This is a genomic window from Desulfocurvus sp. DL1XJH-121 (assembly GCF_054819825.1).
Genome location: NZ_JBTVWW010000010.1, coordinates 45,505 through 71,581, shown reverse-complemented (window position 1 = coordinate 71,581; position 26,077 = coordinate 45,505). Strand labels below are relative to the sequence as shown.

General features: G+C 63.3%; 36 protein-coding genes. 30 read left to right on the top strand and 6 right to left on the bottom strand.

Features of this window, described 5'->3' with window-relative positions:
- Nucleotides 1–238: 238 nt before the first annotated feature.
- The 5 genes from ACYYG1_RS08905 to ACYYG1_RS08885 form a co-directional block, all read right to left on the bottom strand.
- Nucleotides 239–1,072 (bottom strand): hypothetical protein, encoded by an 834-nt coding sequence (locus ACYYG1_RS08905; protein WP_461209951.1) that lies wholly within the window; start codon nt 1,070–1,072, stop codon nt 239–241.
- 257 nt (nt 1,073–1,329) lie between these two features.
- Nucleotides 1,330–1,770 carry a DUF4145 domain-containing protein gene (locus ACYYG1_RS08900; RefSeq protein ID WP_461209950.1) on the bottom strand — a complete coding sequence of 147 codons (441 nt, stop codon included), beginning with the start codon at nt 1,768–1,770 and terminating at the stop codon, nt 1,330–1,332.
- Nucleotides 1,771–1,955: 185 nt separating this feature from the next.
- On the bottom strand, nt 1,956–2,441 hold the full coding sequence (locus ACYYG1_RS08895) for a thermonuclease family protein (RefSeq protein WP_461209949.1): 486 nt from the start codon (nt 2,439–2,441) through the stop codon (nt 1,956–1,958).
- Nucleotides 2,431–2,904: a hypothetical protein gene (locus ACYYG1_RS08890; protein ID WP_461209948.1), complete on the bottom strand. Its 474-nt coding sequence runs from the start codon at nt 2,902–2,904 to the stop codon at nt 2,431–2,433. The genes ACYYG1_RS08895 and ACYYG1_RS08890 overlap by 11 nt, the downstream gene beginning before the upstream one ends.
- Before the next feature lie 152 nt (nt 2,905–3,056).
- A complete protein-coding gene (locus ACYYG1_RS08885; RefSeq protein WP_461209947.1) occupies nt 3,057–3,536 on the bottom strand; it encodes a helix-turn-helix domain-containing protein in 480 nt (159 codons plus the stop codon).
- A gap of 373 nt (nt 3,537–3,909) precedes the next feature.
- Here ACYYG1_RS08885 and ACYYG1_RS08880 point away from each other — a divergent pair, with 373 nt between their 5' ends.
- The 6 genes from ACYYG1_RS08880 to ACYYG1_RS08855 all read left to right on the top strand — a co-directional run bounded on the left by ACYYG1_RS08880 (nt 3,910) and on the right by ACYYG1_RS08855 (nt 8,924).
- A complete protein-coding gene (locus tag ACYYG1_RS08880) occupies nt 3,910–4,497 on the top strand; it encodes a hypothetical protein (RefSeq protein ID WP_461209946.1) in 588 nt (195 codons plus the stop codon).
- Between the two features lie 449 nt (nt 4,498–4,946).
- A complete protein-coding gene (locus ACYYG1_RS08875; RefSeq protein WP_461209945.1) occupies nt 4,947–5,321 on the top strand; it encodes a hypothetical protein in 375 nt (124 codons plus the stop codon).
- Nucleotides 5,318–6,301, top strand: a complete 984-nt coding sequence (locus ACYYG1_RS08870; protein WP_461209944.1) for a DNA-methyltransferase — start codon at nt 5,318–5,320, stop codon at nt 6,299–6,301. Before ACYYG1_RS08875 ends, ACYYG1_RS08870 begins: the two co-directional genes overlap by 4 nt.
- Nucleotides 6,302–6,320: 19 nt before the next feature.
- Nucleotides 6,321–7,565: a hypothetical protein gene (locus ACYYG1_RS08865; RefSeq protein ID WP_461209943.1), complete on the top strand. Its 1,245-nt coding sequence runs from the start codon at nt 6,321–6,323 to the stop codon at nt 7,563–7,565.
- Between the two features lie 325 nt (nt 7,566–7,890).
- Nucleotides 7,891–8,643, top strand: coding sequence for a hypothetical protein (locus tag ACYYG1_RS08860; RefSeq protein ID WP_461209942.1), 753 nt, complete (start codon nt 7,891–7,893; stop codon nt 8,641–8,643).
- Nucleotides 8,640–8,924, top strand: coding sequence for a hypothetical protein (locus tag ACYYG1_RS08855; protein WP_461209941.1), 285 nt, complete (start codon nt 8,640–8,642; stop codon nt 8,922–8,924). Before ACYYG1_RS08860 ends, ACYYG1_RS08855 begins: the two co-directional genes overlap by 4 nt.
- Before the next feature lie 384 nt (nt 8,925–9,308).
- Here ACYYG1_RS08855 and ACYYG1_RS08850 read toward each other — a convergent pair whose 3' ends face one another.
- A complete protein-coding gene (locus ACYYG1_RS08850; RefSeq protein ID WP_461209940.1) occupies nt 9,309–9,680 on the bottom strand; it encodes a hypothetical protein in 372 nt (123 codons plus the stop codon).
- A gap of 113 nt (nt 9,681–9,793) precedes the next feature.
- On the opposite strand from ACYYG1_RS08850, the gene ACYYG1_RS08845 reads away from it, so the two are divergent.
- The 24 genes from ACYYG1_RS08845 to ACYYG1_RS08730 all read left to right on the top strand — a co-directional run bounded on the left by ACYYG1_RS08845 (nt 9,794) and on the right by ACYYG1_RS08730 (nt 26,068).
- Complete coding sequence (locus ACYYG1_RS08845; RefSeq protein WP_461209939.1) at nt 9,794–10,441, top strand: tyrosine-type recombinase/integrase; 648 nt, start codon at nt 9,794–9,796, stop codon at nt 10,439–10,441.
- A complete protein-coding gene (locus tag ACYYG1_RS08840) occupies nt 10,425–10,736 on the top strand; it encodes a helix-turn-helix domain-containing protein (protein ID WP_461209938.1) in 312 nt (103 codons plus the stop codon). Before ACYYG1_RS08845 ends, ACYYG1_RS08840 begins: the two co-directional genes overlap by 17 nt.
- Nucleotides 10,733–10,930: a helix-turn-helix domain-containing protein gene (locus ACYYG1_RS08835; RefSeq protein WP_461209937.1), complete on the top strand. Its 198-nt coding sequence runs from the start codon at nt 10,733–10,735 to the stop codon at nt 10,928–10,930. The genes ACYYG1_RS08840 and ACYYG1_RS08835 overlap by 4 nt, the downstream gene beginning before the upstream one ends.
- A gap of 186 nt (nt 10,931–11,116) precedes the next feature.
- Nucleotides 11,117–11,683: a hypothetical protein gene (locus tag ACYYG1_RS08830; protein WP_461209936.1), complete on the top strand. Its 567-nt coding sequence runs from the start codon at nt 11,117–11,119 to the stop codon at nt 11,681–11,683.
- Nucleotides 11,684–11,686: 3 nt separating this feature from the next.
- Nucleotides 11,687–12,145 (top strand): type II toxin-antitoxin system YhaV family toxin, encoded by a 459-nt coding sequence (locus ACYYG1_RS08825; RefSeq protein ID WP_461209935.1) that lies wholly within the window; start codon nt 11,687–11,689, stop codon nt 12,143–12,145.
- A 220-nt stretch (nt 12,146–12,365) separates the two neighbouring features.
- A complete protein-coding gene (locus ACYYG1_RS08820) occupies nt 12,366–12,815 on the top strand; it encodes an N-acetylmuramoyl-L-alanine amidase (protein ID WP_461209934.1) in 450 nt (149 codons plus the stop codon).
- A complete protein-coding gene (locus ACYYG1_RS08815; protein WP_461209933.1) occupies nt 12,812–13,009 on the top strand; it encodes a hypothetical protein in 198 nt (65 codons plus the stop codon). Before ACYYG1_RS08820 ends, ACYYG1_RS08815 begins: the two co-directional genes overlap by 4 nt.
- Nucleotides 13,010–13,019: 10 nt before the next feature.
- Nucleotides 13,020–13,472, top strand: coding sequence for a hypothetical protein (locus ACYYG1_RS08810; protein WP_461209932.1), 453 nt, complete (start codon nt 13,020–13,022; stop codon nt 13,470–13,472).
- A 35-nt stretch (nt 13,473–13,507) separates the two neighbouring features.
- On the top strand, nt 13,508–13,708 hold the full coding sequence (locus tag ACYYG1_RS08805; RefSeq protein ID WP_461209931.1) for a hypothetical protein: 201 nt from the start codon (nt 13,508–13,510) through the stop codon (nt 13,706–13,708).
- 102 nt (nt 13,709–13,810) lie between these two features.
- Nucleotides 13,811–14,398 (top strand): hypothetical protein, encoded by a 588-nt coding sequence (locus ACYYG1_RS08800; RefSeq protein ID WP_461209930.1) that lies wholly within the window; start codon nt 13,811–13,813, stop codon nt 14,396–14,398.
- Between the two features lie 73 nt (nt 14,399–14,471).
- Nucleotides 14,472–15,008 (top strand): hypothetical protein, encoded by a 537-nt coding sequence (locus ACYYG1_RS08795; RefSeq protein ID WP_461209929.1) that lies wholly within the window; start codon nt 14,472–14,474, stop codon nt 15,006–15,008.
- On the top strand, nt 15,005–16,576 hold the full coding sequence (locus ACYYG1_RS08790; RefSeq protein ID WP_461209928.1) for a terminase large subunit: 1,572 nt from the start codon (nt 15,005–15,007) through the stop codon (nt 16,574–16,576). Before ACYYG1_RS08795 ends, ACYYG1_RS08790 begins: the two co-directional genes overlap by 4 nt.
- Nucleotides 16,566–16,958, top strand: a complete 393-nt coding sequence (locus ACYYG1_RS08785; RefSeq protein ID WP_461209927.1) for a hypothetical protein — start codon at nt 16,566–16,568, stop codon at nt 16,956–16,958. The genes ACYYG1_RS08790 and ACYYG1_RS08785 overlap by 11 nt, the downstream gene beginning before the upstream one ends.
- The gene (locus ACYYG1_RS08780; RefSeq protein WP_461209926.1) at nt 16,945–17,211 is read left to right on the top strand and encodes a hypothetical protein; all 267 of its coding nucleotides are present in this window, start codon (nt 16,945–16,947) and stop codon (nt 17,209–17,211) included. The genes ACYYG1_RS08785 and ACYYG1_RS08780 overlap by 14 nt, the downstream gene beginning before the upstream one ends.
- The gene (locus ACYYG1_RS08775) at nt 17,212–18,894 is read left to right on the top strand and encodes a portal protein (protein ID WP_461209925.1); all 1,683 of its coding nucleotides are present in this window, start codon (nt 17,212–17,214) and stop codon (nt 18,892–18,894) included.
- Nucleotides 18,891–19,124 carry a hypothetical protein gene (locus ACYYG1_RS08770; protein ID WP_461209924.1) on the top strand — a complete coding sequence of 78 codons (234 nt, stop codon included), beginning with the start codon at nt 18,891–18,893 and terminating at the stop codon, nt 19,122–19,124. The genes ACYYG1_RS08775 and ACYYG1_RS08770 overlap by 4 nt, the downstream gene beginning before the upstream one ends.
- Before the next feature lie 2 nt (nt 19,125–19,126).
- On the top strand, nt 19,127–19,936 hold the full coding sequence (locus ACYYG1_RS08765; protein WP_461209923.1) for a hypothetical protein: 810 nt from the start codon (nt 19,127–19,129) through the stop codon (nt 19,934–19,936).
- Nucleotides 19,937–19,948: 12 nt separating this feature from the next.
- Nucleotides 19,949–20,869, top strand: a complete 921-nt coding sequence (locus ACYYG1_RS08760) for a major capsid protein (RefSeq protein ID WP_461209922.1) — start codon at nt 19,949–19,951, stop codon at nt 20,867–20,869.
- Between the two features lie 54 nt (nt 20,870–20,923).
- Nucleotides 20,924–21,322 carry a hypothetical protein gene (locus tag ACYYG1_RS08755; protein ID WP_461209921.1) on the top strand — a complete coding sequence of 133 codons (399 nt, stop codon included), beginning with the start codon at nt 20,924–20,926 and terminating at the stop codon, nt 21,320–21,322.
- Between the two features lie 67 nt (nt 21,323–21,389).
- Nucleotides 21,390–21,725 (top strand): hypothetical protein, encoded by a 336-nt coding sequence (locus ACYYG1_RS08750; RefSeq protein ID WP_461209920.1) that lies wholly within the window; start codon nt 21,390–21,392, stop codon nt 21,723–21,725.
- 47 nt (nt 21,726–21,772) lie between these two features.
- Nucleotides 21,773–22,351, top strand: coding sequence for a phage connector family protein (locus tag ACYYG1_RS08745; RefSeq protein ID WP_461209919.1), 579 nt, complete (start codon nt 21,773–21,775; stop codon nt 22,349–22,351).
- Nucleotides 22,339–25,002 carry a ubiquitin-activating E1 FCCH domain-containing protein gene (locus ACYYG1_RS08740; RefSeq protein WP_461209918.1) on the top strand — a complete coding sequence of 888 codons (2,664 nt, stop codon included), beginning with the start codon at nt 22,339–22,341 and terminating at the stop codon, nt 25,000–25,002. The genes ACYYG1_RS08745 and ACYYG1_RS08740 overlap by 13 nt, the downstream gene beginning before the upstream one ends.
- The gene (locus tag ACYYG1_RS08735; protein ID WP_461209917.1) at nt 24,999–25,466 is read left to right on the top strand and encodes a hypothetical protein; all 468 of its coding nucleotides are present in this window, start codon (nt 24,999–25,001) and stop codon (nt 25,464–25,466) included. Before ACYYG1_RS08740 ends, ACYYG1_RS08735 begins: the two co-directional genes overlap by 4 nt.
- Entirely contained in the window at nt 25,466–26,068 is a 603-nt protein-coding gene (locus ACYYG1_RS08730) for a hypothetical protein (RefSeq protein WP_461209916.1), read from the top strand. Before ACYYG1_RS08735 ends, ACYYG1_RS08730 begins: the two co-directional genes overlap by 1 nt.
- Nucleotides 26,069–26,077 lie beyond the last annotated feature (9 nt).

Sequence of the window (26,077 nt, the reverse complement as noted above, 5' to 3'; positions counted from 1 at the left end):
TCAAAGAACTCCCAACACCAGCCTTGATCCGATCCGGCGCTGGCCGTTTCCCCGGTGCGATGTCGCGGGGACGGTCGCCTGGCGCTCGGGCAAGATGTTGCGCCTGATGTTGAATATATGTTGCCAGCAGGAAACATTGCGGTCAACAAAAAATTTCGAAGTGCGCAACAAACCGAGGAGAAGGGGAAACAAAAGCCCCGCCGAGTGGGCGGGGCGATGGTGGCGGGGGCAGAAATTATTATTTCATTGCCGCGTTGAGTCTTGCGAGTTCCGCCCGGGCTTCGCGCTCGGCCTTTTCTTTTTCCTGGGCGGCTAGCTTCTGATCGAGGATGAGCTCGATCATGGTTTTCATAAGCGGAAAATGCGCGCGGCATTCATCGTCGGAAAGTTCATGGACGCCCTTGCTGAGAACGTTGTAGAGCGCAGCCTTATTCTCCACAAGAATGGGAGGAAGGGCGTCCCCTACCATGCCGATGCGTTCCGTCACGCGTTTTCCTTGAAGGTCTTCTGGCTTTAGCTGTCCGGAACCAACAGCGTCTGTTACCGCCTCGTCCACAAGGGTTTCAAAAATCCTTCGCAGATAAACAAAAGCCCCTGTTCCGATCCCATGGGCGGCAAGACCTATGGCTTTGTTTAGTTCGGAAAAGTATGGTTTATCGAGAGCCTTGCTGTATTTTTTGGCAGCAGCAATTTTGATGTCGGCGAAGGACGGGTGTTGGCCTACTTTCATAAGAGTGAGATATTCGAAATTATGTGGCGTAAGCAGGAGGTCAAAATGAAATCGTGAATTGCATCTCTGGCATTTAAATTCAATTTGAATAAAGATTGGTACTAGAATGACTATTTGTCTTAAAGGTTTGTCAATGTTTCTTAGGCCCATTTGATTTATCAAAAAAGAGTTGTTTTTACATTGTGGGCAATATGCCTCAATGGTTTTATCTGGCTTGTCTAACTCGTCAATGATTGTTTCAAGTTCTATAGTTTCGCCAGTTTCCGCATCGTAGGCATAATCTTGATCGGTGTTGATCTCTTCATAGAGAGGCGTATCGATCAGAAAATTTTGTAATCTCAATTTATACTCCCTCCAGCATTGTGCTTAAGGCCTTTACTGTGCTGCCCCCAAAGGACGTTTCCTAAACTAATGGCGTCATCCATCGTTAAACGCGCCGTTCCGTTGCGGATGGTGCGCCAGCGGCGGCCGGGGTCGCCGTGGTTTGGCCAGGCGCGGCGGGCAAGCTCCGAGTGGGAGAGGCCGAGGGTCTGGGCTCGCTCCACGCAGCGGGCTACGAAGGCGCGTTCATAGGCGTGGGCGTTTGGCATGGTGCGCGGCTAGGCTTGGCTGCCGTTTTTCAGGGCCTGGAGCTTACCGAGGAGGTCCTGGTACTGGTAGAGGCCTTTCATGATTTCCTGGGCAAAGAGGATGGCCACGTCCAGTTCGTCGGGGCCGATGGCCGTGTAGTCCCGGGCCTCTACGTGGGCCGCGTCGTTGCCCAGGATGCGCAGCTCCTGGGCGGCGTCGAGGAGGGCCATGGGGAGAGTGACCTTGGTCTTCAGGTCGTCGAGGCGTTGGAAGAGGTTGCCCCCTTGCGCGCCCACGTCGTCGCAGATCACTTCCAGGGTGCGGCGCACCATGATGGCCGAGGCAATGAAGCAGTTGTTGGTGCGGCAGGTGAGGGCCTCCTGGAAGCAGGCGCAGACAGATTCAGGTATGCCCGATGTGTCGAAGGGAATTGCTTCTTGGGGATATGAGGCTAGGACGTCGGTTCCCATTCTAATAAGGAATATAATTCCTTTGCATTCTACGTTTGTGCAACGATTTATGCTGACATGGTAAGGCCCATTGTTGATTTCATAATTTGCAATAAGCTGAAGATTTGTGTGGCGTTTGCAAAATGGGCAAAATATAGACGCTCCGGGAATTCCAACTTTATTTGTTTCGCTGCAGTAAATATACATTATCTCTTCTCCTTTCTCCATTTCGCAGGGAAAACAACTTCGGCGCCAGGGGCGTAGAAGCCGCAGGCTGCAGCTTTGGCCTCGGCGTTGGCGGCCTTGAGGGCGTCCAGGTGCTTCTTGTTGGGCTTGTAGTAGACCGGGAAGGCCAGGCCCGCGCGGGCCAGCTCCAGGTTGAGCATTTCGCCGTTGGACCAGACGTAGGCCAGAAGCCGATGGTAACGGTCGTGTTTGTCCAAGTCGTATTCCAGATCCAGCAGGCCGCGCAGGCAGAACGCGCGCACGAAGTCCTTGGCCTTGTCGCCCCAAGGGTCCTGGTCGTACTCGGGGGCGTCCACGCCCAGGAGACGGACCTCGGTATGCACGCCGTGGAGCTCCACAAGGATGGAGTCCCCGTCGATGGCCTTGAGGAAGTGGGCCTCCTCGGCGTGGGCGGGGAGGCCCAGGAGCAGGAGGAGGGTGATGGTGACGTAGATTCTATGCTTCATCGTCCTGCGGCTCGTTTCTGGGGTCCAGCTTGAAGAGGATGCTTTCTATGATGGTCAGCTCGCGGGCGAATGTAAAGAACATGCTTGGGTCTTTGGCCCTGCTTTTGGCCTCGTTGAGGAAGAACACCGGGTCCAGCTTTGGGCGCAGGTGCAGGCAGATGAAGAACGTGGCGGCGGCGGCCAGGATGAAGGGGTACTGTTCGCGGTAGATCAGCATGCCGGCCACGGGGAGGGCCACAAAGAATTGCAGCCCGGAGAGAAAGGCGCTGATGCTGCGTGAGCCGAAGGGGTATTTGAAGAATAGCGGGTACTTGAGGATGACTTCGATTTCCTCCCGCAGGAAGGTGTCCGGGTTTGGGGAGAAAGTCGAGGAGGCCATGATCTGTGGGAACAGGAAATAGCCGGACGCAATCAGGATGACCACGGAAATAGCGGCGGGGAAAAAAAGTCCCAGGATCAGCAATATAAGATTGAATAATATTGCAAACATCGTCCCCCCCCCTCTCCATTTTTGATTTGTTTTCCGATTAAATCACCATGAAAAAAGGCCGCTTATATTCAATGGACGTATCGCGTGCGCGCAAAAAAGTTCCTCCAGGACAGGGTCTTGTCCTCTCATGTTTGCAGGGTGTCGTCTTCTTTGCTTGGTGCCGTGTAGGGCTTTTTGGGCTCCTGGACGGATGCGCGGTGCGGTTCGCGCACGCAACCGCCGTAGGGCGTGGCCGTAGGGTCCGCGCGGCGGGCGCGTAGCCAGGCGCGTAGTTCTTCCTGGATTTCCGCCTCGGGCAGGCCTGCGGCGGTCAACTGTTCGCGAATCTCGGCCAGTTCGCGGCCGATGTCCGTGGATAGCGCGCCTTGGGCGGCGTTGGCTGGCGAAGAGGGGAGGCCTGGCAAGCCAAGCAGTTTCCGGTACCTGGTCATGTCGTCCTGGGCAACCTTCCTGCCGCCATAGCCGGAGAGCCACTTGGTGATGGTGGACCGGTCTACGTCAAGCATTCTGGCTATCTGGGCCTTCTTGGTCCCGGCGGCGACAAGCGCGCGCACGGCCTCGATAATTTCATCCCAGCCCTGCTGATAATCCGCTATTTGTTCCATACAAGTTTCCTTTCTCGCAACTTCTAGCAGTATTTTTGTTTCCAGGAAACCGCACGATGTGTTGACAGATTGTTTCCTCTGCGCAACAATTCGGGTATGAAAAAATTTGCTCAGCCTGCCGAGCGGTACCGCAAGCGCGTGCTGCTGTTCATGTCGGAGAACGATTTCAATCTGTCGCGGTTGGCCGAGGCCTCCAGGGTGCAGAAGTCAACCCTTTCCAAGTTCTTGCGCGGGAAGGACATCCTTTTGTCCACATGGGGCCAGATCGAAAAGGCCATGAGGAATTTGAAGAACGCAGCCTAAGCATACCACTTTTTGCGCGGGAGGCGAGGACGGCATGACTCGGAAACGGACATGGGGGACGTGGGAGATAATGGGGGCGCTCAGGCGCGTGGTGGGCGTCGTGGGGTTTGGGCAGGCCATGGGCGTAGGGGAGCGGCAGGCGCAGCGCTACTGCGCGAATCAGCTTTTTTCCGAACAGCCGGAGCGCAACCCGCTGGACAAGCTGGGGGACCTGCTGGCCCTCGCACAGGCGGCGCAGACCGATGCCAGACCGGCGCGGATAGCGGAGATAGACGCGCTCATCGACGCGGCGCTCACGGCCATGGCGCGGCCCGTGGGGCGCGTGGTGGAGCGGGAGCGGGTGGAAGCGCCCGCAGACATGACCATGGGTCAGGCCCTGGGCGGCGTGCTGGAGGCCGTGGGCATGCTGCCCGGCGGGGTGGGGCTGTACCCGGCGCATGTGGACGGGGCCGTGGCCCGGGCCGTGGCCGCGCTGCGCGTGTACGCGGCGGTGTACGAGCGGGAATTTGCGGCGCGGGGCCTGGACGTGCGGCTCTCCGCCGGGGACTTCGAGGACCCGGAGGCCGAGCGGCTGGCCGGGCTGGCGCGCAGGGGGCGGGGGAGTGAAGTCGGAGCGCAGCCAGGGTTTCTGCGTAGGTTGTTACAATTTAAAATTTGATGTGGTGGGTAGTTTTTTGAATATATTGTGGCGTAATAAGTAATAAATACTAATAAGTACAATTTTTGATTTTAAAAAATTAGTTCAATGATCAGTAAAATAATGGAAATGATTATTTTCCAAAGATAATTATTTTTTTTCACAACAGAATAATTTTTAACATTAACAACAATTTTACAATTTTTAAATTTCATAATTCATTAACCTCCATTTAATTTTTAATTAAAAAACTTCCCCAACACTTTTATAAAATATCATGCGTATGTTGATTTCGTAAACCAACGCTCAAAAAAAGTTTGTAGTTCATTGTGTTTTTTGGAGGTTTGATGCGCTGCAAATATCAGCCTGTCATGAACATCCCCATACGAAGAGGGAAAAACACCCTCGTTGTTTTCCATCTTTTTCCCGCCAGGTATTGGGATTCCGGGGCCGGGGAGGGGCTTTTCCGCGTGATGCGCGGGGAGGCCTGGGAACGCGGCACGGCCGGGCGGGCCGGGGTGTTCGACATGGGGGCCGTGGCGCTGCTGGTCCAGGAGGCGGCGTGCGGGGAGTTGGGGGTGGCGTTTGCGGCCTTCGCGCCCACGAGGCCGCCTCGCATCCCGCGCGGGACGCTGGTGCGGGTGAACATGTCCGGGCCCGTGGTGCGCGAGCACGACGGCAGCCAAGCCAACGCCAAGCAGGCCCGGGTGCGGGCCGCCGGGGAGGCCGGGGCCACGCTCACGCGCACCAAGACCGAGCCCTGGCACGACGGGCGGCAGTGGTTCGTGGACGTGGTGGGCATGGCCGGGCCGGTGCCCTGCACGGGGCTGGAGGTGGTGGGGTGAGTCTGCCCGTGGGCCGCATTCTGGTTGGCGACGCGCTGGAGGTGTTGCGCGGCCTGCCCGAGGACTCGGTGCATTGCGTGGTCACTGATCCGCCCTACGCCCTGACCGGAGGCCAGAACTACCGCAGCGCATCGCCGAACCCAAAGAACCGAAACAGGGTCGCGCCCCGTACCGGGTTCATGGGCAACGCCTGGGACGCTGAGATTCCAGACGTGGAGCTATGGGCCGCTGTCCTGCGCGTGATGAAGCCAGGGGCGCACATGGTCGCCTTCGGCGCCCCCCGCACGTTCCATCGGCTGACCTGCAACAGCGAGGACGCCGGGTTCCAGATCCGCGACGTGCTTTCCTGGCTCCACGGCCAGGGCTTCCCCAAGTCTAAAAACCTGGGAAGCCTCGGGACAGCTCTCAAGCCTGCCTGGGAACCTATCATCCTAGCCCGCAAGCCGCTGGCCGCAGGCTCCATCGAGGCGAACTACGAGGATCACGGCACAGGGCTCTTGGATATCGACGCCTGCAAGTCCGCATCCGGTCGTTGGCCTGCGAACGTGGCCCTGGACGAAATGGCGGCTGCGGCCGTGGACGCCGAGAGCGGAGAGCGAAAGGCCGGGGGCAGTATTTCCAAGAGCACCTTGTCCGCGCCTCACAAGAACACTTACCAGGACAGACAGCACGTAGGCTGGGACGGCTACGGCGATTCAGGCGGGGCCTCGCGATTTTTCTTTTGCTCGAAGGCGGACTCCAGAGACAGGGGCGAAGGCAACGAGCACCCCACGGTCAAGCCCCAGGCCCTTATGTCGTGGCTGGTCAAGATGGTTTGCCCGTCTGGCGGCGTAGTCCTGGACCCGTTTGCCGGATCTGGGACTACGTGTCTGGTGGCCTCGAAATTGGGTCGCCGGTACGTGGGCATTGAATTGAATCCGGCCTACGCGGCCATGGCCGAGGAGTGGATACGGCGCGAGGCGGGATTGCTGGCGGTTTGAACAACACGCGGGACGAAACATGGCTGTTCAGGACATTCGCATCGCCCTTTCATTCGCGGGGCATCGCAAGAGGCGGAAGCTGGCGCGGCTGCTCGGGCGCGGGCCCGGGGCCACGGACTACCTGTTGGACCTGTGGCTGGCCACGGCGGCGAACCATCCGGACGGGGTGCTCGTGGGGATGAGCGCCGGGGACGTGGCGGACGAGGCGGGGTGGCCCGGGGAGCCGCAGGCGTTTGTGGACGCGCTCAAGGCCGCCGGGTTCCTGGACGAGGCGGGCGGGGTGTATGCGCTGCACGACTGGGGGGAACACCAGGGCTGGGTGGTCAACGCCGGCCGTCGCAGCCAGGCCGCGAAAAAAGCGGCGGCCGCGCGCTGGGAGCGGCCCGGGCCGGGGCCCGAGGCAGGGCAGGACGCTCCGGAAAACGATGCCCTGGGCATGGCCAAGGCAAGCGTTGAGGATGCGGACGGCATGCGGGGCGCATGCGAAGGGCAATGCGGAGCGCATGCGAAGGGCAATGCGGATTCTGAAACGGGCAATGCCCCTCTTCCATCTCCATCTCCTACTCTTGTACCTGTATCCACCGCTAGTAAACCAGGACAAGGCAAGTATTCCGCATCGGCTGCGCCGGATGCGGGGCGCGTCTATCTGACCCGCAAGAAAAAAAAGCTCCAGGGCAAGCGTCTGGAGTGGTTCGAGCGGTTCTGGGCCGCGTTCGCCTGGAAGAAGGGCAAGGCCGAGGCCGCGGATGCGTGGCTGGAGATTCCGGAGCTCACGGACGCGCTGTGCTCGCGGATTGTGGCCGCCGCAGCCCTGGAGGCCCGGCGCAGGGTGGAGTTGCTGGACAAGGGCGGGACGCCCAAGTGGGCCGAGGGCTGGCTGCGCGGGCGGCGCTGGGAGGACGAGGACCTGCAACCGTCCCCTCCGGACACGCGGGCCGAAGAGCAGGCGCTGGAGAAGCGGGAGAACAACAGGGCCACAGCCCGCCAGATGGACGAGGCGCAGGCGAGATGGGATGGCCTGAGCGAGGAGGGGCGGCGGTATTACGTGGACCTGGCGATTTGCGCGCCCGGGCCGATGGCGCGGGCCGTGGCTCGGTATGAGGCGGACGAGGGGGCGCGTGCGCAACTGGAAACCTTTGCCAGGACCAAGTTTGCGCAGGGCGCCGGGTATGCGGAGCCGGACCCCAAGGTGGCGGCGGCGGCGCGGGAACAGGCCGAGGATATTCTGGCGGAATTCCGGCCGGAGCGGGCCGTGGGGGGCTAGGTGGCCGGGCCCGAAACCAAGCGCTGCCCTTGCGGGAAGATCATCGAGCGCAAGGCCGAGTGGTCGGACGAGCGTTGGGCGGCGATAAAGTGTTGCAGCGCGGACTGCTTCAATGGGCGGTTCCTGGCCAGCGACGGGCACAGGGTGAAAAAAGAGGAGGCGCCGGATGGCGATACTGACGAAAGCAGAAGTGTTTGACCGGCTGATGGAGAAGCGGTGCGTGAAGCCGCAGCCCGGAGCCGGGGAGCAGGAAAAGCCAAAGGAGAGCGGCATGGCGAAGACGGCGCGGGGAATATGCGTGGCGTGTGGGCGGGAGATGGCCATTGTGAGCCGGGACAAGTGCGGGACGTGCTACGCCCGGGAGCGCAAGGGGCAGATCGTCCTGGTGGACGGGGTGTGGACCTGGGACAAGGGCCGGGTTGCGGACTACTGGCTGGAGCTGGGGTTGCCCGTGGCGGCGCATCTGCTGCGCGATGACGGGGCCGGGGACGAGGGGCGGGCCGTGGGCCTGGGGTCCGAGGCGGCCGAGGAGATGCTGGACGCCGCGGAGTCGCCGGGGCCGCGTTATCCGGCTGCGGCGTTGCTTGACTCCGGCGTGCTCACGCTGGACGAGCGGGCTGCGCTGGCCGGGGAGGAGCGGGCGGGCGAGGCCGAGGCCGGGGAGCCGGAAGGGTTGCTGTTTCTGGCCGGGTTCTGCCTGGAGCGGTTCGATCCGCGCCCGCCGCCGCGCGTGGAGGCCATCGTGAGAGAAACCGGCAGGGTGGGCAAGAAGCGTTTGGCCCTGCGGCTGACCGTGGGCGCCATGCAGGCGTTCGGGGTGGAGAAGCGGCGCAACGTGGTGCTGTTCTACAGCGCTGCCGATAGGGTTCTGGGGATGCGGTTCGAGCGGGAGAAGACGCCGTGGAGCATGTCGGTCACGGTGGAGAAGCAGGGGCTGGGGCTGGTGAGCTGCCATACGTTCCTCACGGCCAAGGGTTTGGAGCCGGGTACGGTGTTCCCGCTGCGGCTGGTGAAGGACGGCGGGGTTGAGGCCGTGCTCGGGCAGGCGTCGGTGGACGACGTGGAGGAGGCGGCGTGATGGAAGCCGTGGCGCAGGCCTGGATCGCCGTGCTCGGGGGCCTGGCCGTGTGGCTGGTGGGGTCGTCCGGGCCGTGGCGGCGGTGGGGGTATGTGCTGGGGCTGGCGTCGCAACCGGCCTGGATCTGGACCGCCGTGCGGCACGAGCAATGGGGCATCCTGGCCTTGGCCGTCTGGTACACGCTGGGCTGGGCGCGGGGGCTGCGGAACTACTGGAAACAGGAAAAAAGGTCCCAGAATCCGGCAACGGGAAAGATCGGGGAACATAGTGCGCAAAGGTGAACACAGGTTGCGAGAGGTAGCGCAAAGTCAAAGCGCGGTGCGCAGGTGCGCACCTGAGCCTCCAAAGCTGCCCGGAGAGGTCGAGCGCCGGGCCCTGGCGCGGCATGTTTTGCGGTGTTTGTGGGGTGCTGGAAGTTTTTGCGTTTCAGGCGGTTGTGGGAAAAAGTGCGCACCGCGCGGGTGAAGGTGCGCATGCGCACTTTTTGCGCACCTGGAGGATGTGACATGAAGATTCGACGGTGCCCGATCTGCGGGCGCACGTCCGCCGGGGCGAGGCCCTGGAGCAGCGCGGGCGGACGGGCGGGTGGCGTTCGTTAGACGGACACCGTCTTTGTTTCGGGCAGGCGCGTAAGCGGGGCGTTGGGCCCTGTCGTGGGAGGATGCCTAAAGTATCATGGCGATCAAGCCTACTGCAATCAATACAGGCGTCAGTATGTCGAGGAAAAAGATAATCTTTTCGTGGTAAAATTGTTTCTTGTGTGGCGGGAAACCACATTTTCCTTGGACTATCAAGTCATCACATATTCGAGCAAGAAACATGTAAAAAGAGTATTGCCAGAATAAGAACAGCATGGTCAGGATGATATTTTTATCGTCAGCGTTCGCGTTGCTTACTGTTATTGAGAGCATTGAAACGCTGAACTGTCCGCTGATGCGAGTTATTGCGATTATCGCAAGAGATGCGAGGACAAGATTCCTCCCTTGCTTTTTCGTTATTTCAGAGATGCTTAATGCTTCGTGTCCGTTGCTTGGCATTGTTATGCTCCTCTTTAGTATAGCTTGTGTAGCTTTTGTGTGCTTTCTAAGGATCTTAGTTGACGTTTCGCGGATTGTCTACAGGGCGATACGGACAGGTCCGGGGGGATGTCATGGCCGGTTGCAGGCCTTTTGATCATCACGAGATTCCTCTGCTGCTCGCGGAGCTGAGGGGGCGGTGGCGGGCGCGGGACCGGGCCTTGGTCGTGGTGGGCTGCAATTCGGGGTTCCGGATCTCGGAGCTCCTGTCACTGCGAGTGGGTGACGTGTTCGCGCGAGGGCGGATGCTGGCGCGGGTGCGGGTGGAGCGGGCGGCCATGAAGGGCGGCAAGGCCTCGCGCACGGTGCTGTTGAACAAGGCGGCGCGCGTGGCCCTGGCCGGGTGGCTGCGGGTGATGTTCTCGCGGGGGCTGGTGGGGGTGGACCAGTATCTGTGGCAGAGCCAGGCCGGGGGAAACCGGCCCATCAGCCGGCGGCAGGCCGTGCGCATCGTGGGGCGGGCGGCGCGGACCCTGGGCCTGGAAGGCGGAATAGGTACGCATTCCTTGCGCAAGACCTTCGCCTGGGCTGTGTACGAGCGCGAAAAGCGGTTGTATGCCAAGGATTTCAGCCGGGAACTTCCTATCCGTGTGGTCATGAAGGCCCTGGGGCATCGCAGCGTGGACGTGACGGAGCGATACTTGGGGTTGGACGAGGCGCAGGTGGACGAGGCCGTGGAGTCTTTGAACATCGGGATGGAGTCGTATGGCGAAGCTATCTGATGACGAGTTTGGGGTGCTGGCCGGGGTGCTGGAACGGCTCTCGGACGAGGAGCGGGCGCGGGTGGCGCGGGAGATGGTGGCGGAACCGCTCCTCACCACGGCGCAGGCGGCCAAGAACCTGGGGCTCTCCCCGGAGAGTATCCGCAGGGCATGCCGCGCCAAGCGAATCCCGCACAAGGTCTGGGGCATGGTGACGGGCAAGCCCAAGAGCGGGGATTATCGATTCGGTCTGGATGATCTGGTTCGGATACGCGAGATGATGACCGTAGACGTGGAGCCGGAGGGACGGGGATGAGTGAGATTTGTCTTGTTGGAACCGAGGAAATCGGCAAGGCCATCGGCGTGGGGCGCAACGAGGTGGCGCGGCTGGTGCGGGAGCAGGGATTGCCCGCCTGGCAGGAAGGACCGCGCGGGAAATGGCGGGCGCTGCCTGAGGATCTCAAGGCCTGGCTGAGAGAGAGGCGTGAAAAGATGTGTAAAATTGTGTAATTATAGATAGGTTGCAAATTAACTAAACTTTTGGGATAAAATTCAAATTGTGAGGCAATAATTTCCGGAGCGAATTTTGCTGAAGTGTATTTGCTATCACATTTTTGCCAAAATGATTTATACAAGATAAACTTCCTTTCCCGTGATACGAATAGGCCTCAGACCTTCAACTCGTGAGGCGATCCTATGCAGCCTGTGCCCCAAGAAAAGTTTGGTCCGTTAATCAAGGAAATTGCTCGGCTCGCATCTGAGGGGCCACTCAGTCCTTTTGATTTTCGTCGTTTTGAGTTCGAAGCGAAAAAAATGATGCAATCGTTCCCTGGTGAAGCGCATATCATCTTGGGAACGTTGGCTTGTTTGCGTGAAGATGTCGAAGACATGGATAAGCACTACCAAATAGCCTTGCAGCAGATGGGCAGAGATATCAACTCAGTATTCAATTACGCAGTTTCTCTGTCTCGGGTTGATGACTGGCAGCGGGCCTTGCCGTTGGCCAGAGAGGCTTATGAGATGAAAGGTGATAATTTTACCTTGGGTTTTTTCGTAAAAACTGCTGAGTATTGTGGCGAAACCGACTTGGTCGTCGAGCTGCAGAAGAAGTGGGACGACAACGATATGGAATATTTGAATAGAATAGAAAGTTTTTTGACGTCGCTGGAAAACGTCTGCTGTGAACATCCGAATGAAATCGTTGCGCCTGATCCTCAGGTGGTTGCTTTGGCCGAAGAACTCATTGAAGGAGTTGAGGTATAAGATATGCCGGGGGGGTGGGGACTCTTTTTTTACCGTTATTTTGATGAACAGTACAAATTGCTTGTGGACGATGTTAAAGCCTTGCGGGCCAAAGACCCCAAAGGATACAAACAGCATCCTTTGACAAAATTTTTGGCTAAGGTTCACAGGACGATTTTTGAACGGGTACCTCGAGACCCCGCTCACAAAGAGTTCCTCCTCGGCAATACCCTTGGCAAAAAATACAGGCATTGGCGTCGGGCAAAGAATGATTTGCCCCATCGTCACCGTCTTTTTTTTCAATTCTCGTCGGGTGATAAAAGGATTATTTATTGCTGGCTCAATGATTCGAATTCTCTTCGCCGGGCCGGGGCACAAAATGATGTGTATGCAGTATTTCAAAGATTATTAGAATCTAGTGAGATTCCGAATAAATATGAGCAACTGCTCAAATTTGCCTCCCCCTGTACTAAGCCCGCCTAGCGCGGGCTTTTTGTTTAGCTCGTTTTCTCCCTGTCAATAGTCTTTTTTTGCCCGCTGGTGCATTGTCGCGCCTTTTCCTGCATGCCGTGAAAAACCGGGGTTACGCTTGCTCCTGACCTGGGGGCCTCCGGCGCGGGGGGCGGTACCGTCCTGCGCATCCCTATCCCACTTCTCCGTCCTGCCCAAACCGGAGGTCCCCACCCCTAACCAGGAGGCGGGCATGCTGCCGGAACACATCGATTACATCATCGTACATTGCGCGGCCACGCGTCCGTCCATGGACATCGGCGCGTCCGAAATTGACGGCTGGCACCGTGAGCGGGGCTTCGATTGCTGCGGCTATCACGCAGTGATCCGGCGTGACGGGACCCTGGAGGGCGCGGAGGAGGGCTGCCGCCCCATGACCCGTCCGGGGGCGCACTGCCGGGGGTTCAACTCCCGCTCCATCGGCGTCTGCCTGGTGGGCGGCGTGGACGAGGACGGCAAGCCCGAGAACAACTTCACGGACGAGCAGATGACCACCCTGGGCCGCGTGCTCGCGGATCTGCGCAAGCGGTTTCCGCAAGCCGTGGTGCGCGGGCATCGGGACATGCCGAAGGTCAAGAAGGCCTGCCCGTCCTTCGACGTGGCGGCCTGGCTGGCCGGACGCGAGGAGGGCGAGGCGGCATGATGAAACGCATTCTTTCCTGGCTTCAGGCGCGCTGGGAGAACGTGGAGCGGCGGACGCGGCGTGTCTGCGTCTGCATCCTGGCCTTGATCCTGGCGGGCGGGCTGTTCCTGGGCGGCTGCTGGCTGGCGGTGTCCCTGGTTCTGGACACGGTGCTGGCCGGGGGCATGCTCTGGCTGGCCGGGCTCAGGATGTAGGGGGGCGGACATGAGCTTGTGGAATCCTCTTTCTTGGTTCTCCGAGTTGGCGAAGGCCGTGTCCGAGCCTGTGACGGCCTGGGTCAAGGGCCGCGAGGAGCGCCTGACAACCAAGGCCGCGTCCGAGGCCAAGGTGGCCGAGACCAAGGCCCAAGCCCTTCTGGAGGCCGCGCGTACCGGGAACACCATCGCCATCCAGGAATCCAAGGGAGCCTTGGATTGGGATCAGGAGGCTCTGCGGCAATCTCAGTTTTCGTGGAAGGACGAGTATCTGCTCATCCTTTTCACTCTGCCTGTGATCTGCGCATTCATCCCCGGTCTGGCCGGGTACGTGGAGCGCGGCTTCGAGGTCATTTCCGGGATGCCCGTCTGGTACCGCTGGTGCCTGCTGGGCATGGTGGCGGCGGCCTTTGGGCTGCGTTGGATCATCGCGCCCTTGCTGGGAAGACAAGCGAAGGCGTGAGCATGGTTGAGCGGAATTCATCCGGGAAGATGGTCGTGCGGTGGGAGTTTTCGGCGGTGGCCATGGTGGGCTGGATTCTCACCGTGGTCTGGATGGCCGCGGGCATCAACCGCGATGTGCAGGCCAACACCGAGTTCCGCAAGGCCGCGGCACCGCGCATCGAGCGCATGGACACCACCCTGCAGCGCGTGGACCGTAATGTGGAGCGGCTGCTGGGAGAAGCCAGGAATCATTGATCGCAACACGAGTGGCTAAGGCACCTGTCTGAAGAGAGACTCTCGTCATGCATCTGCTTCTCTAACTGTATACCGCCGCACTGCGGCAAAGGAGACGAAATCATGGAAATCAACACCCCCGCGACCCAGAGCGAAATCGTCAACGTCATCGAAGAGGCCGGGTTGACCCCGGACGGCGCGGACCTGACCCAGCTGGCCCAGGCCATCAACAAGATCGCCGAGGACAAGGCCGTCAGGTGCCTGAGCCCCGACAGGATGCTCATCGTCCAGGACCAGAAGCCCCAGGGCGTGAGCGGCGGCGCATCCACCGCGGGCGTCTGGATCACCCGGGACCTGAACGCCGTGGTGCGCAATACCATCTCCGGGGCCTCCCTGAGCAGCAACGTGGTCACTCTGCCCGCCGGGGACTACTACATCGAGGCCTCGGCCCCGGGCTATTTCATCAACGGCCATCAGGCGCGGCTGTACGACACCACGGCCGACGCCGTGCTGTGCAACGGCCTGCCCGCGCTCGCCAATGACAGCTACGCCATCCCCCTGAGGTCGTGCGTCAATGGTTTCTTCACCCTGGAGGAGGAGTCTGAGCTTATCCTCCAGCAGTACTGCATGAAGACCTTCACGTACGGCCATGGGCAGGCCTGCAACATCGACACCGAGATCTACTCGGAGGCCAGGATCTGGCAGTTGTAGAACACCACCACTGACGCCGGCGCCGGGTCCCTCGGGCCCGGCGCTGGGCTGAGGCGCGGAAACGGGAAGGCAGATGGGTAAGCAGCGGCGATACGACTGGGAGAAGATCGAGAGCGAGTACCGGGCCGGGCAGAAGTCCATCCGGCAGCTCGCCGCCGAGTTCGGCCCGGCCGAGTCGACCATCCGCAAGCGCATCACCCGCGAGGGGTGGACCCAGGACCTGACGGAGCCCGTGCGCCAGCGCGTGCGGGAGAAGATCGCCCGGGACGCCGTGGCCGAGGAAAGCAGGGACCAGGCGGACCAGGCCGCAGTCATCGAGGCGGCGGGCGAGCGCGGGGCGGGGCTGGTGCGCGAGCATCAGGTGATGCTGTCGCGGTTGCGCAGGACCGGGCTCAGGCTGATCGAGGAGGTGGAACGCAACCTCCTGGTCGAGGACGAGAACGGGGAGCTCAAGGCCGTTCAGGTGGACCTCCTCAAGTCCCTGGCCATGGTCCACGCCCGCGCCACCACGTCGATCTGCCGAGTCATTCCGCTGGAGCGCAAGGCGTTCAACCTGGACGACGACGACGGCACGGGAGAGCACGAGGCGTCGTTGGAGGATCTGGAATGAACGCCCGTGAAAAGCGTATCCGCCAGCTCCTGCGCGACGATCTTATCCACTACGCGGCCAAGTGCCTCAAGATTCGCCTCAAGGGCGAGGCCGGGGCCGTGGGTGGCATCGCGCCCCTGAACATGAACCGGGCGCAGCTCTACCTGCATCAGCGCCTGGAGGAGCAGCGCGCCAAGACCGGCAAAGTCCGGGCCTACGTGCTCAAGGGGCGGCAGCAGGGGTGCTCCACGTACATCGCCGGGCGCTTCTACCACCGGACAACGCATTTGAAGGGCGTGTCCACGCTCATCCTGGCCCACCGGGCGGACGCCACGGACAACCTGTTTGCCATGGTGGACCGCTTCCATCGCAATCTGCCCGCCGTGGTCAAGCCCAAGACACGCTATTCCAGCAAGAAGGAACTCCGGTTCAGCACGCTGGACAGCGGGTACAACGTGGGCACCGCCGGGGCCGGGCAGGTGGGCCGGTCCCAGACCAACCATCTGTTGCACGGCTCGGAGGTCGCGTTCTGGACCAACGCCAAAGAGGTTGCGGCCGGCGCCCTGCAGACCGTGCCCAACGCCCCGGGCTCGGAGGTCATCTTCGAGACCACGGCATACGGGCCGCAGGGGTTCTTTTTCGAGGGCTGGCAGCGCGCCGAGGCCGGGGACGGGGAGTACATCGCCGTGTTCATCCCCTGGTTCTGGCAGCCCGAATACAGCGCGCCCGTGCCCCCCGGCTTCGTGCTGAAAGCCGAAGAGGCCGAGTACATGGAACAGTACGGCCTGCGCCTCGGGCAGATGGTCTGGAGGCGGGCCAAGATCGCGGAGCTCGGGGACCCGCTTCTGTTCTGCCAGGAGTACCCCGCAACGGCTGCGGAGGCCTTCCAGAACACCGGGGCGGACAGCTTCATTCAGGCTCGGGACGTGCTTCTGGCGCGCCGTGCGAGCGAGGCCGTGGGCTGGGGGCCGGTGGTGGCCGGGGTGGACCCGGCGCGCTTCGGCGACGACTCCACGGCCCTGGCCGTGCGCCACGGGCGCAAGGTCCTCTCCCTCAAGCGGCACCACGGCCTGGACACCATGCAGGTGGCCGGGATCTGCCGCGTGATGCTGGAACGCTACGAGCCGCGCATCGACAGGATGTTCATCGACGCCGGGGGCCTTGGCGCCGGGGTGGTGGACAGGTTGCGGGAGATGGGGTTCGGCGAACGCATCACGGCCGTAAATTTCGGAAACAAGGCTACGCGCAGGGAGCGCTACCGCAACAAGCGGTCGGAGATGTGGGGCGAGATGCGGGACTGGCTCACGGACGAGTTGCCCGCGGACATCCCGGACGACGACGCGCTGCACGCGGACCTCACGGGGCCAGGCTACTCCTACGATAGCGAGGGCCGCCTGGTCCTGGAGAGGAAGGAGGACATGCGCAGCAGGGGGCAGCGAAGCCCGGACGCCGGGGACGCCCTGGCCCTGACCTTCGCCGCGCCCGTGCGCAGCAACGCCCGCAGGCAGGAGTACGCGGACACGGGGAAACGGGTGCTCATCACGCAACCGGAACTCGGAAACCACCAGAGGCAAGCCTATGCGGACTGAGTTGCGCATGCTGGAACTGGGCACGCGGCCCGAGGCCATCAAGCCCGAGGAGTGCGGCGGCGGGCGGGCCTGGACGTTTTTCAGCTCCGACGTGGGCGGGGAGCATGCCGGGGTGGCCGCCCTGGGCGTGGCCGCCACCGGCGGGGACGCCTTGCTCATCATCAAGCCCGCGTCGCTGTCACCGCGCGTGCTGCGCACGTTCCTGGCGGGGATCATGCCCGCGTTCAAGGATCGGGCGCGGCAGGCCGGGGCGGCGCGCATCATTTCCGTCGGCGGTGCCGAGGACACGGGGTTTCTGAAACTCACCAGGGCCGCGGGGTACGAGAGCTACGTGCAGATAGCGGCCATCAATCTCGCGGAGGACGGCCATGTGCGGCGGTAGCAACTTCTTGTCCAGCATTTTCGGAGGGGGGAAGGTCGAGACCCCCACCATCCAGACCGTGACCGTGCCCGAGACCGTGGACAGCACGGACGAGGACATGGCGAACGCCAAGGAGGCGGCGAAGGCGCGCAAGAAGGCGCTGGCCGCCCTCAGGGCCACACAGACGGTTTTCACCACGGACCAGGGGTTGCTCGGCAGCGGCAGCGGCAGCGGCGGCGCCAAGACCCTGAAAACCCTGCTTGGGGGTGCGTAGATGAAGGCCTGGCCCAACGATTCCAAGGAGATCGCCAAGGAGGTCTTGCAGCGCGTGGACGACATGGCCGCGCAGCGCGACCCCTGGAACGGCCTCTACGAGGACGTGGCCAACTACGTGGGGCCCTGGTTCAAGGGGTTCACGGGCAAGCCCGCGCATCCTTACAAGCCCGATGACAGGATGCTGGATTCGACAGCACGGCGTGCGGCGCGGATCTTCGCCGCGGGCATGCTCTCCGGGGCCTCGTCGCCCTCGCAGCGCTGGTTCGGCCTGACCCTGGCCAACAGGGAGTACGCCAAGGCCCTGTCCCCGGCCGGGCGGTCGTGGCTGGAGCATGTGGAGGATGACGCCTACTCCAGCCTGTTCCTGTACGGCTACTACCCGGAGCAGTTCGTCTGCTACGGCCAGGCCGGGGCTTTCGGCTGGCAGTGCATGTTCGTGGACGAGCCCCTGGAGCACTATCAGGGCCTGCGCTTCCGGGCCATACCCCTGCCGGAGCTGTACATCCAGGACAACGCCATGGGCGAGCCCGACACCGTGGGGCGCAGATTCATGCGCACGCCGCGCCAGGCGGCCCAACTCTGGGGCGCGGACAACCTGCCCGAGAAGGTCAAGAAGGCCCTGGACGACAAGAATTCCTCCGAAATGGAGTTCATCCACTTCGTGCTGCCCGACGAGGAGACGCGGGGCTTCAGGCGGGCGCGGCGGATGCGCTACCGCTCGTTCTACGCCTCGGTGATCGACGAACAGGTGATCACCGAGGGGGGCTATTTCGAGCAGCCCTACATCGTGACCCGCTCCTACCGCCTGCCGGGCACGCCCTACAGCTACAGCCCGGGCACCGAGGCCCTGGGTGACGCGCGCATGATCAACGAGATGAAGCGTCTCATCCTGGAGGCCGGGCAGCTCAACGTGGCCCCGCCGTATCTGGTGCCGGACGACGGCTTTGTGGGGCGCTTCTCCTTCGAGCCCCGGGCCATGAACTACTACCGCCGGGACGGCAACACCACGGCCAACGACTTCGGGCCGCTGGGCGTGGGCGGGGACCCGCGTTTCGGCTGGGACCTGCTGCAATCCACCAAGGGGGACATCAACGAGGCGTTCTACGTGGACCTGTTCATGGCCATCCGCGAGCGCATCAAGGCCGGGGCCGTGCCCACGGCCCACGAGGTGGCGGAACTGGCCGGGGAGCGCATGTTCCTCTTGGGGCCCATGCTGGTGAACCAGCAGCGCGAGAACTTCCGGCACCTGTTCGACCGGGTTTTCAGCCTGCGCATGGAAAGCGGGGCGCTGCCCCCGCCGCCCGCCGAACTCGTCAACCAGGAGCTCGACGTGGAGTACACGTCCAGCCTGTTCCTGGCCCAGAAGCAGCAGCAGACCAAGGCCATCATGCAGACCTACTCCGACGCGGCGGGCATGGCCGAGCTGGGCGCGCCCGAGGTGCTGGATATCTTCGACCACGACGCGAACATGCGCCGCATCATGGATCAGCGGGGATTCCCGCAGTCCGGTGTGCGCAGCGAGGGCGCCGTGCAGGAACTGCGCAGCGCGCGGTCCGAGGCCAACGCCAAGGCCGAACGGGAAGCCAAGGTGCTGGAGATCGCCAAGGCCTACCCAGGGCTGGCCCGGGGTGCGGAGCCGGGCAGCCCGGCCAAGGCGCTGGCGGGCGGGGAGGGTGAATGAAACCCGAGGACCTGGACAAAATCCCGGCGGCTGACCTGGCCCTGCATCTGCGCACGGCGTTCTCCACGTCCAGCGGCCAGGTGCTCCTGGCTGTGCTCAGACGGCACTGTTTCATGGAGCCCCGGGGCGTGAAAGTGGCCGGAAACCAGGAGCAGATCAACACCCGTTACGGGCGGATGACGCTTTTCCTGACGTTGGAAGAAATAATGAACCATCAACCCAAGGAGTGACCATGGACCCCCAGAATAACGCCCCCGACAACGGACAAGGCGGCGGGACAAGTCCGGACAATTGGCTGGAGACCATCCCCGAGGACATGACCTTCGAGGTCAAGGGTGACGACGGCGAGGTCAAGACCATCCCCCTGCGCTCGCACGACAAGCTCAAGGAGTTTGCGGAGCAGGGGGTGGGCGGCCTGGCGAAGTCCTTCCTCGAAGCCCAGAAGCTCATCGGCCAGAAGGCCGGGCTGCGCGCGCTGCCGGAGGATGCCACCGACGAGGACAAGGCGGCCTTCGACAAGGAATTGCGGAAACTGGTCGGCGTACCGGAGACCCCGGAAGGCTACGACATTCAGATTCCCGAGGGCCAGGAGCGCGACGAGGAGATGAGCGGCTGGTACGCGGGCACGGCCCACGAGCTGGGGCTTTCCCAGGCCCAGGCCCAGGCCCTGTCCGATGCCTTCAACACCTTCGTCAGCGGGCGCATCGCGTCCACGGAGGAGCGGAACAAGGCCGCCGTGGAGGCCGCCTCCAAGGCCCTGGAAAAGGCCTGGGGCGCGGACATGGCGGCCAACGTGGAGACCGCCAAGCGCGGGTTCCACGCCGTGGCGCAGGAGGCGGGCCTGGAAGCCCAGGAGGCGGGGGCCTTCTTCGAGGTCCACGGCAACGATCCCCTGGTGCTGCGGGTGTTCCAGAAGGTCGGGGAACTGCGGCGAGAACACGGGCTGCCCGACGACGGCAAAGGGGGCGCGGCCCCCGGCGCGAAGGACAAGCCCATGGACACCGAGGAATTCCTCAAGAGCGAGGTTTTCCACGGCAAGTAAAGGAGAACGCACATGGCGGACACCATCACCGGCACGCTCAAGGAACTGTCCAACGAGTACGCCAAGAAACAGCCCAAGCAGGTGGACAACATCACCGAGGAAACCCCGGTGCTGGCCTCCGTGCCCTTCGAGGCCGCGTCCCACGCCCTGTGGAACGTGTACGACGAGGTTTCGGACATCAGCGGCGGCGGGTTCGTGGACATGGACGCGCCCTTGCAGCTCATGGAGGTCAACTCCAACCTCAAGCGGGTGGACCTGCAGATCATGGGCGGCAAGATGTGGTGCCCCGAGGACAAGGCCAAGGCCTTCGGCGGCAAGGAGAAGTACTTCGCCAAGAAACAGCCCAAGGCCCTGCGCAACCTCGGCGTGACCACGGAACAGGCCATCATCTACGACAACCTGCTGGCCTACTCCCAGGATCAGGGCAAGCTCCTGGACGCCGGGGCCACGGACAGCACCGGGTTTCTCATCCTGGCCGTGCGCTGGGTGCCCGGCGAGACCACCGGCCTGTACAGCCCCGACGGCTTCAAGCAGGGGGCCATGCTGGACACCCAGGCCATCAACGGCGGCAACCTTTACGAGAACGCGGACGGTGTGCTGGGCTACGGCCTGCGCATGAAGGGCTACTTCGGCATGCAGATGGCCAACCCCGAGACCGTGGCCGCCCTGGTCAACGTGAACCAGGCCCACATGCCCACGGCCATGCAGGTGGACGACCTGCTGGATATGGTCCGGGCCGCCAGCAACACCCACCTGTACTGCCACCGCAAGGCGCTTTCCATCCTGGCCCAGGTGGGCAAGGGAGCTGCCTTCCAGATGGTCCCCGGTGACCAGCACGTGGACAGGCGCATCGCCGAGTGGAACGGCGTGGGCATCACCACCAGCTACAACTTCGCGGACGGCGCGGAGACCTACATCGAGGTTCCGGAATAGCGGGCCGGGGGCTTCGGCCCCCGCTTCGCCGGTTCCCAGAACCTGGGAGGCACTATGTACGAGCACAAAGTGAAGGTTCACGGCCAGTACCTGGCCAAGGCCCAGGACATGCCCCAGAACGCCAGCGCGGCGGGCAACGGCGCTGTGGTGCGACTGGGCGGCACCATGGGCGGTATCGAGATCGAGGCCAAGGTGGTGGAGGCCCTGGCCCTGGCGGACACCAAGGTCGCCAGCATCATCGTGGAGCACTCCAGCGACGGGTCGAGCTTTTCGACCCTGGGCACCCTGTATTCCGTGACCGCCGCCGGGGCCATTACCGTGGCTGCGGGCACCGTTCTGGGCCGTATGGTCCTGCCCACGGACTGCAAGGACTTCGTGCGCTGCACCCTGACCACGGACGACGAGGCCGCCGACGGCTCCGTGTCCGTGTATCCTACCTACCTGCCCAGGTAGGCCGGAGCGCGGAGAGAGCAACCGGGCGGGGGCCGCAAGCCCCCGCCCATGAACGGAGGAAACAGCCATGAAGGTGAAACTCGCCAAGGACGCGGCGCTGCATTTCCTGCCCACGGGCAAGCGGACCAAGAAGAAGGGCGAGGTCGTGGACTGGCCCGAGGACCTGAAGCTGCCGCCCTGGGCCGTGGCCGTGGAGGACGAGGCCGAGGAGGCCGCCGAGACCCCGGCCAAGAATGCCACCAGGAAGAAAGACCAGGCCAAGAAGGCCAAGGCCAGCAACAAGGATCTGGAGGCCCTGCGCAAGGACGCCGACGAACTGGGCATCCAGTGGCAGGAGGACTGGGACGCGGCCGCTTTGACCGCGGCCATCGCCGAGGCCCTGGGCAGCGGCAAGACCGAATGATCGTCCGGGCGGGGGCCGCACGCTCCCGCCCGTGACTGGAGGAGGATATGGCCGAGGTCACGCGCGTGAGCGTCATCAACAAGGCCCTGGTGCATCTGGGCGAGGATCGGGTCACGGCCGAGAACCAGAACACCTTGTCCATCCTCGTTGATGGGGAAATGGACGAGGAGTTGTTGGCGCTTCTGGAGGAGCACCCCTGGAACTTCGCCGGGCGCACGGCCACCCTGGCCGAATCCGGGGACACGGACGACGAGTGGCGCTACGTCTACACCCTGCCCACGGACTGCGCGGCCCCGCGTGATCTGGTCTACGGCACGGAGCCCAGGCCGTACTATGAAATCCGGGGAGGCAAGCTCTACACCAACGAGCGGCGCAGGAGCCTGTCCTACACCCGGGTGGTGTCCGACTTCAACGATATGCCCGCCACCTTCCGCGCGGCCCTGGCCTTGCGCGTGGCCGTTGTGGTGGCCCCGAAGGCGGGCAAGAAGACCGCAGAGGTGGAGGCCAAGTACCTCACGGCCCTGCGCACGGCCAAAACCGTGGACGCGCAGACCGGCGGGCACCAGAAGCCCGTGCGGCCCAACCATTTCGCGCAGGCCAGGGGAGAGAGCGCGTGGCAGGATTGACGCCCATGATCAACAGCTTCGGGGCGGGCATCCTGTCCCGGAAGCTGGACGGCCGCACGGACTTCGAGAAGTACTACTCCGGCTGCAGGGAGTGCCTGAACTTCATCATCATGCCGCAGGGCGGGGCCTACTGCAGCCCGGGGTCGCGCTTCATCCACGCGGCCAAGAACGCGGCCACGGCAGCGCGGCTCATCCCCTTCGACTTCAACGCCACGGCGGGCGAGAGCTACGTCATCGAGGCCGGGGACGAGTATCTGCGGTTCTACTGGGGCGACGGGCTTGTCCTGGATGCCGCGGACGCAATCCATGAGTTGGCCAGCCCCTGGGGCGAGGATCTGCTGCCCAACCTGCGCTGGGGCCAGATCGGGGACGTGGTGTATTTCGTATGCAAGGGAGTGGCGCCCTATGTGCTGACCCGCTCGGGGCACGCGGACTGGACCCTGGCGTCCATGCTCTTTGTGGACGGGCCCTGGAGGACCAAGGAGTACGGGGACGACGCCATTGTCCTGACCCCGGGGAACCGCACGGGCACGGGCGTGAGCCTCGCGGCCTCGGCTGACCTGTTCGAGGCCGGCCATGAAGGGGCGCCCGTGCGACTGGGCTACGTGAATCCCGACGACGTGGACGAGATCAACTGGGGCTGGGGCACCATCACCGCCGTGGCCGACGCACAGAACGCCACCGTGGACATCGAGGAGGCCCTGGGCCTGGAATACATCACGGACCCGGAGTTCGAGGTTGGGCTTACGGGATGGGAGGAGAAATCCACCTCGCCGTCCAGCATCAGCCACGACGCGGCCAACAAGTACCTGATGCTCAACCGCGACGCCTCGGGAGGCTACGCCGCCGGAGAGTTCCATGCCGAGGTGGAGTCCGGCGTCACGTACCGCCTGACCGTGGACGTGGCCGTGGTGGGCACGGAGGTGCGGGCCTACGCGGGCAGCTCCAGCGGGGCGACGGGATACCTGGGCGTCAAGACCATGACCGCCGCCGGGACGTACACCTGGGAGTTCACGCCCTCGGGCGAGGACGTGTACCTGCGCCTGGACAACGCCAACGCCACGGCCGGGGACGCGGACGCCATCAATTCCGTGAGCCTGGCCAAGGCCGACTTTTCCACCAACGAGTGGCGCCTGGGGGCCTTTTGCGAAGCCTACGGCTATCCCGAGGCCCTGGGGTGGTTCGGGGAACGCTTCCTCATGGCCCGGGGGCGGGAACTGTTCGGCAGCGTGCCCGCGCAGTTCGAGAACTTCGCCTTCACCAGCCCGGCCGAGGCCGACGACGGTATCAGCCACAAGATCAACAGCAAGCAGGTGTCGAGCATCAAGTGGATGGTGGAGGAGGAGAACCTGTTCGTCGGCACCAACGCGGGGGAATTCGCCCTCATGTCGGAGACGGAGGGAGCCATCGACGCCACCGAGGTTTTGCGGCCGAAGCGGCATTCCTCCTACGGCAGCGGCGAGTTGGACGTGGTGCAGGCCGCATCGCGCACCCTCTACGTGTCCAACACGGGCAAGAAGATTCGCCAGCTCACCTATGACGCCGTGTACTACAAGTACCTGTCTCCCGAGGCCTCGGTGCTGGCCGAGCACCTGTTCATGGACGGGGTGGTGGAGATGGCCTACGCGCCGGAGCCGGACGGCATTCTCTGGTGCGTCACGGCTGGCGGGGAGCTCCTGGGATGCACGTATCTGCCCGATGAGAAGATTCTGGCCTGGCATCGCCACGTCCTGGGCGGGGACGCCAAGGTGGAGAGCGTCTGCTGCGTGCCCGGGGATGGATACACGCAGGTCTGGCTTCTGGTGGCGCGGCGAGTGAACGGCGCGGTGGTGCGCTACGTGGAGCGGCTGGCCGAGGCCTTTGACGGTACGGACGAGTACGACGCGGCGGACGCCTTCATGCTGGATTGCGGGCTGTCCACGGAGCCCGTGGGCGCCATCGCGGCGGCAACGCAAGCCAGCCCCGTGCAAATCACCACGGCCGAAGCCCACGGCCTGAGCACCGGGGACGAGGTGCTCATCCGCGATTGCGAGGGCATGACCGAACTGAACCGCCGGACCTTCACCGTCACCGTGGTGGACGCAACCAGCTTCACCCTGGACGGCGAGGACGGCACGGCCTACGGGGCGTTTTCCCTGCGCATCGGTGAGGACAGCCGGGGCGAGGTCTGGAAGATGGTGTCCACCCTCACGGGCCTGGACCATCTGGAAGGCGAGACCGTGCAGGTCCTGGCCGACGGGGCCGTGCAGACGGACAAGACCGTGTCCGGCGGGTCCATCACCCTGGACGACGCCGCGGGCATCGTCCACGTGGGCTACGCGCACGAAAGCATTCTGAGGCCCATGCGCCTTGAGGTGCAGACCCAGACCGGCACGCTGCAGTCCAAGCGCAAGCGCGTCACGGCCGTGTCCGTGCGCGTACTGCACAGCGTGGGCGGGCAGATCGGAGACGGCGAGGAGCCCTCGTCCTGGAACGACATCTACCAGTGGCCGGTGCCCGCGCCCGCCGGCGCACCGCCCTTGTTCACCGGGGACAAGTCCCTGACAGTGGCCGGGGGATGGGATTCCGACGCCATTGTCACCGTCCGCCAGACGGCCCCCCTGCCGCTGACCGTCATCAGCCTGGTGCCCGAGATAGGGGACGTGGCGTGAGGCGTATCATGGTCCGCGCCCTGCGGCCCGGGGACCTGGAGGCCGTCAACGCCGGGCCCTACGCCCGGGTGGCCTTCGCGGCCCTGGGGGAGGTGTCGCTCAAGGCCCTGGTGGACATGGCCGTGGCACACGGCCCGGCCTGGGCCGGGCTGTTGGACGGCGCGCCCGTGATCGTGGGCGGGGTGTGGATCTGGAACCCGGGGGCCGTGGCCTGCACGGGCGAGGCCTGGGCCGTGGTGGACATGGACAGGGCTTGGCGCGTGAAGGTGGAACTGTCCCGCAAGGTGCGCCGGTTCCTGGACCGGGTGCAGGCGGACAAACGGGTGGCGCGCATCAACGCCGTGGTCGAGGCGGATTTCAAGGCCGGAAGGAAATGGGCGCGGGTGCTGGGATTCGAGCATGAGGCCGTCATGCGCAAGTGGTTGAACGGCCGGGACTACTGCCTGTTCGGGAGGGTTGTCTGATGGAAATGGCGACTGCGGCGCTGATTCTGGGCGGGGTGAGTACGGGCATATCGGCCATCGGCAAGTATCAGGAGATATCCCAACAGGCCAAGATGGCCGAGTATTCCGAGGAGGTGGCGCGGACCAACGCGGCGCAGACCACGGCCTGGGGCGAGTATCAGGCCAACATGGCCCTGGAGGATGCCGCCTACGAGAAATCCGTGAAGGCCAAGGATCAGCGCCAGGCGGCGGCAAAAAAGCGTTTGGCCTTCGCCTCATCGGGCATGGCCGCGGATTTCGGTTCTCCACTGGAGGCACTGTCCAGCGCGGCGGCGGACGACGCCATGACTCTGGCGGCCATCGAGCGCCAGGGCAAGGTCAATGCCCAGAACATCCGCTATCAGAGCGCGGTGAACGCCACCAGCTACACCAATCAGGCCAACGCCTTCGCGGCGCAGGCCAGCAACCTGAAGAGGTCGCGCACGTCGGCGGTGTTCAACACCCTGCTCCAGGGCGGGATGAGCACGCTCATAGGCTACGGAATGATGCCGGGCGCGAGTAGCTACATTCCCGTTTCCAGCTCCACGGGCGGCGGGGCTTTGCTCTCCGGCAACTGGCACTAGGGGGAGACC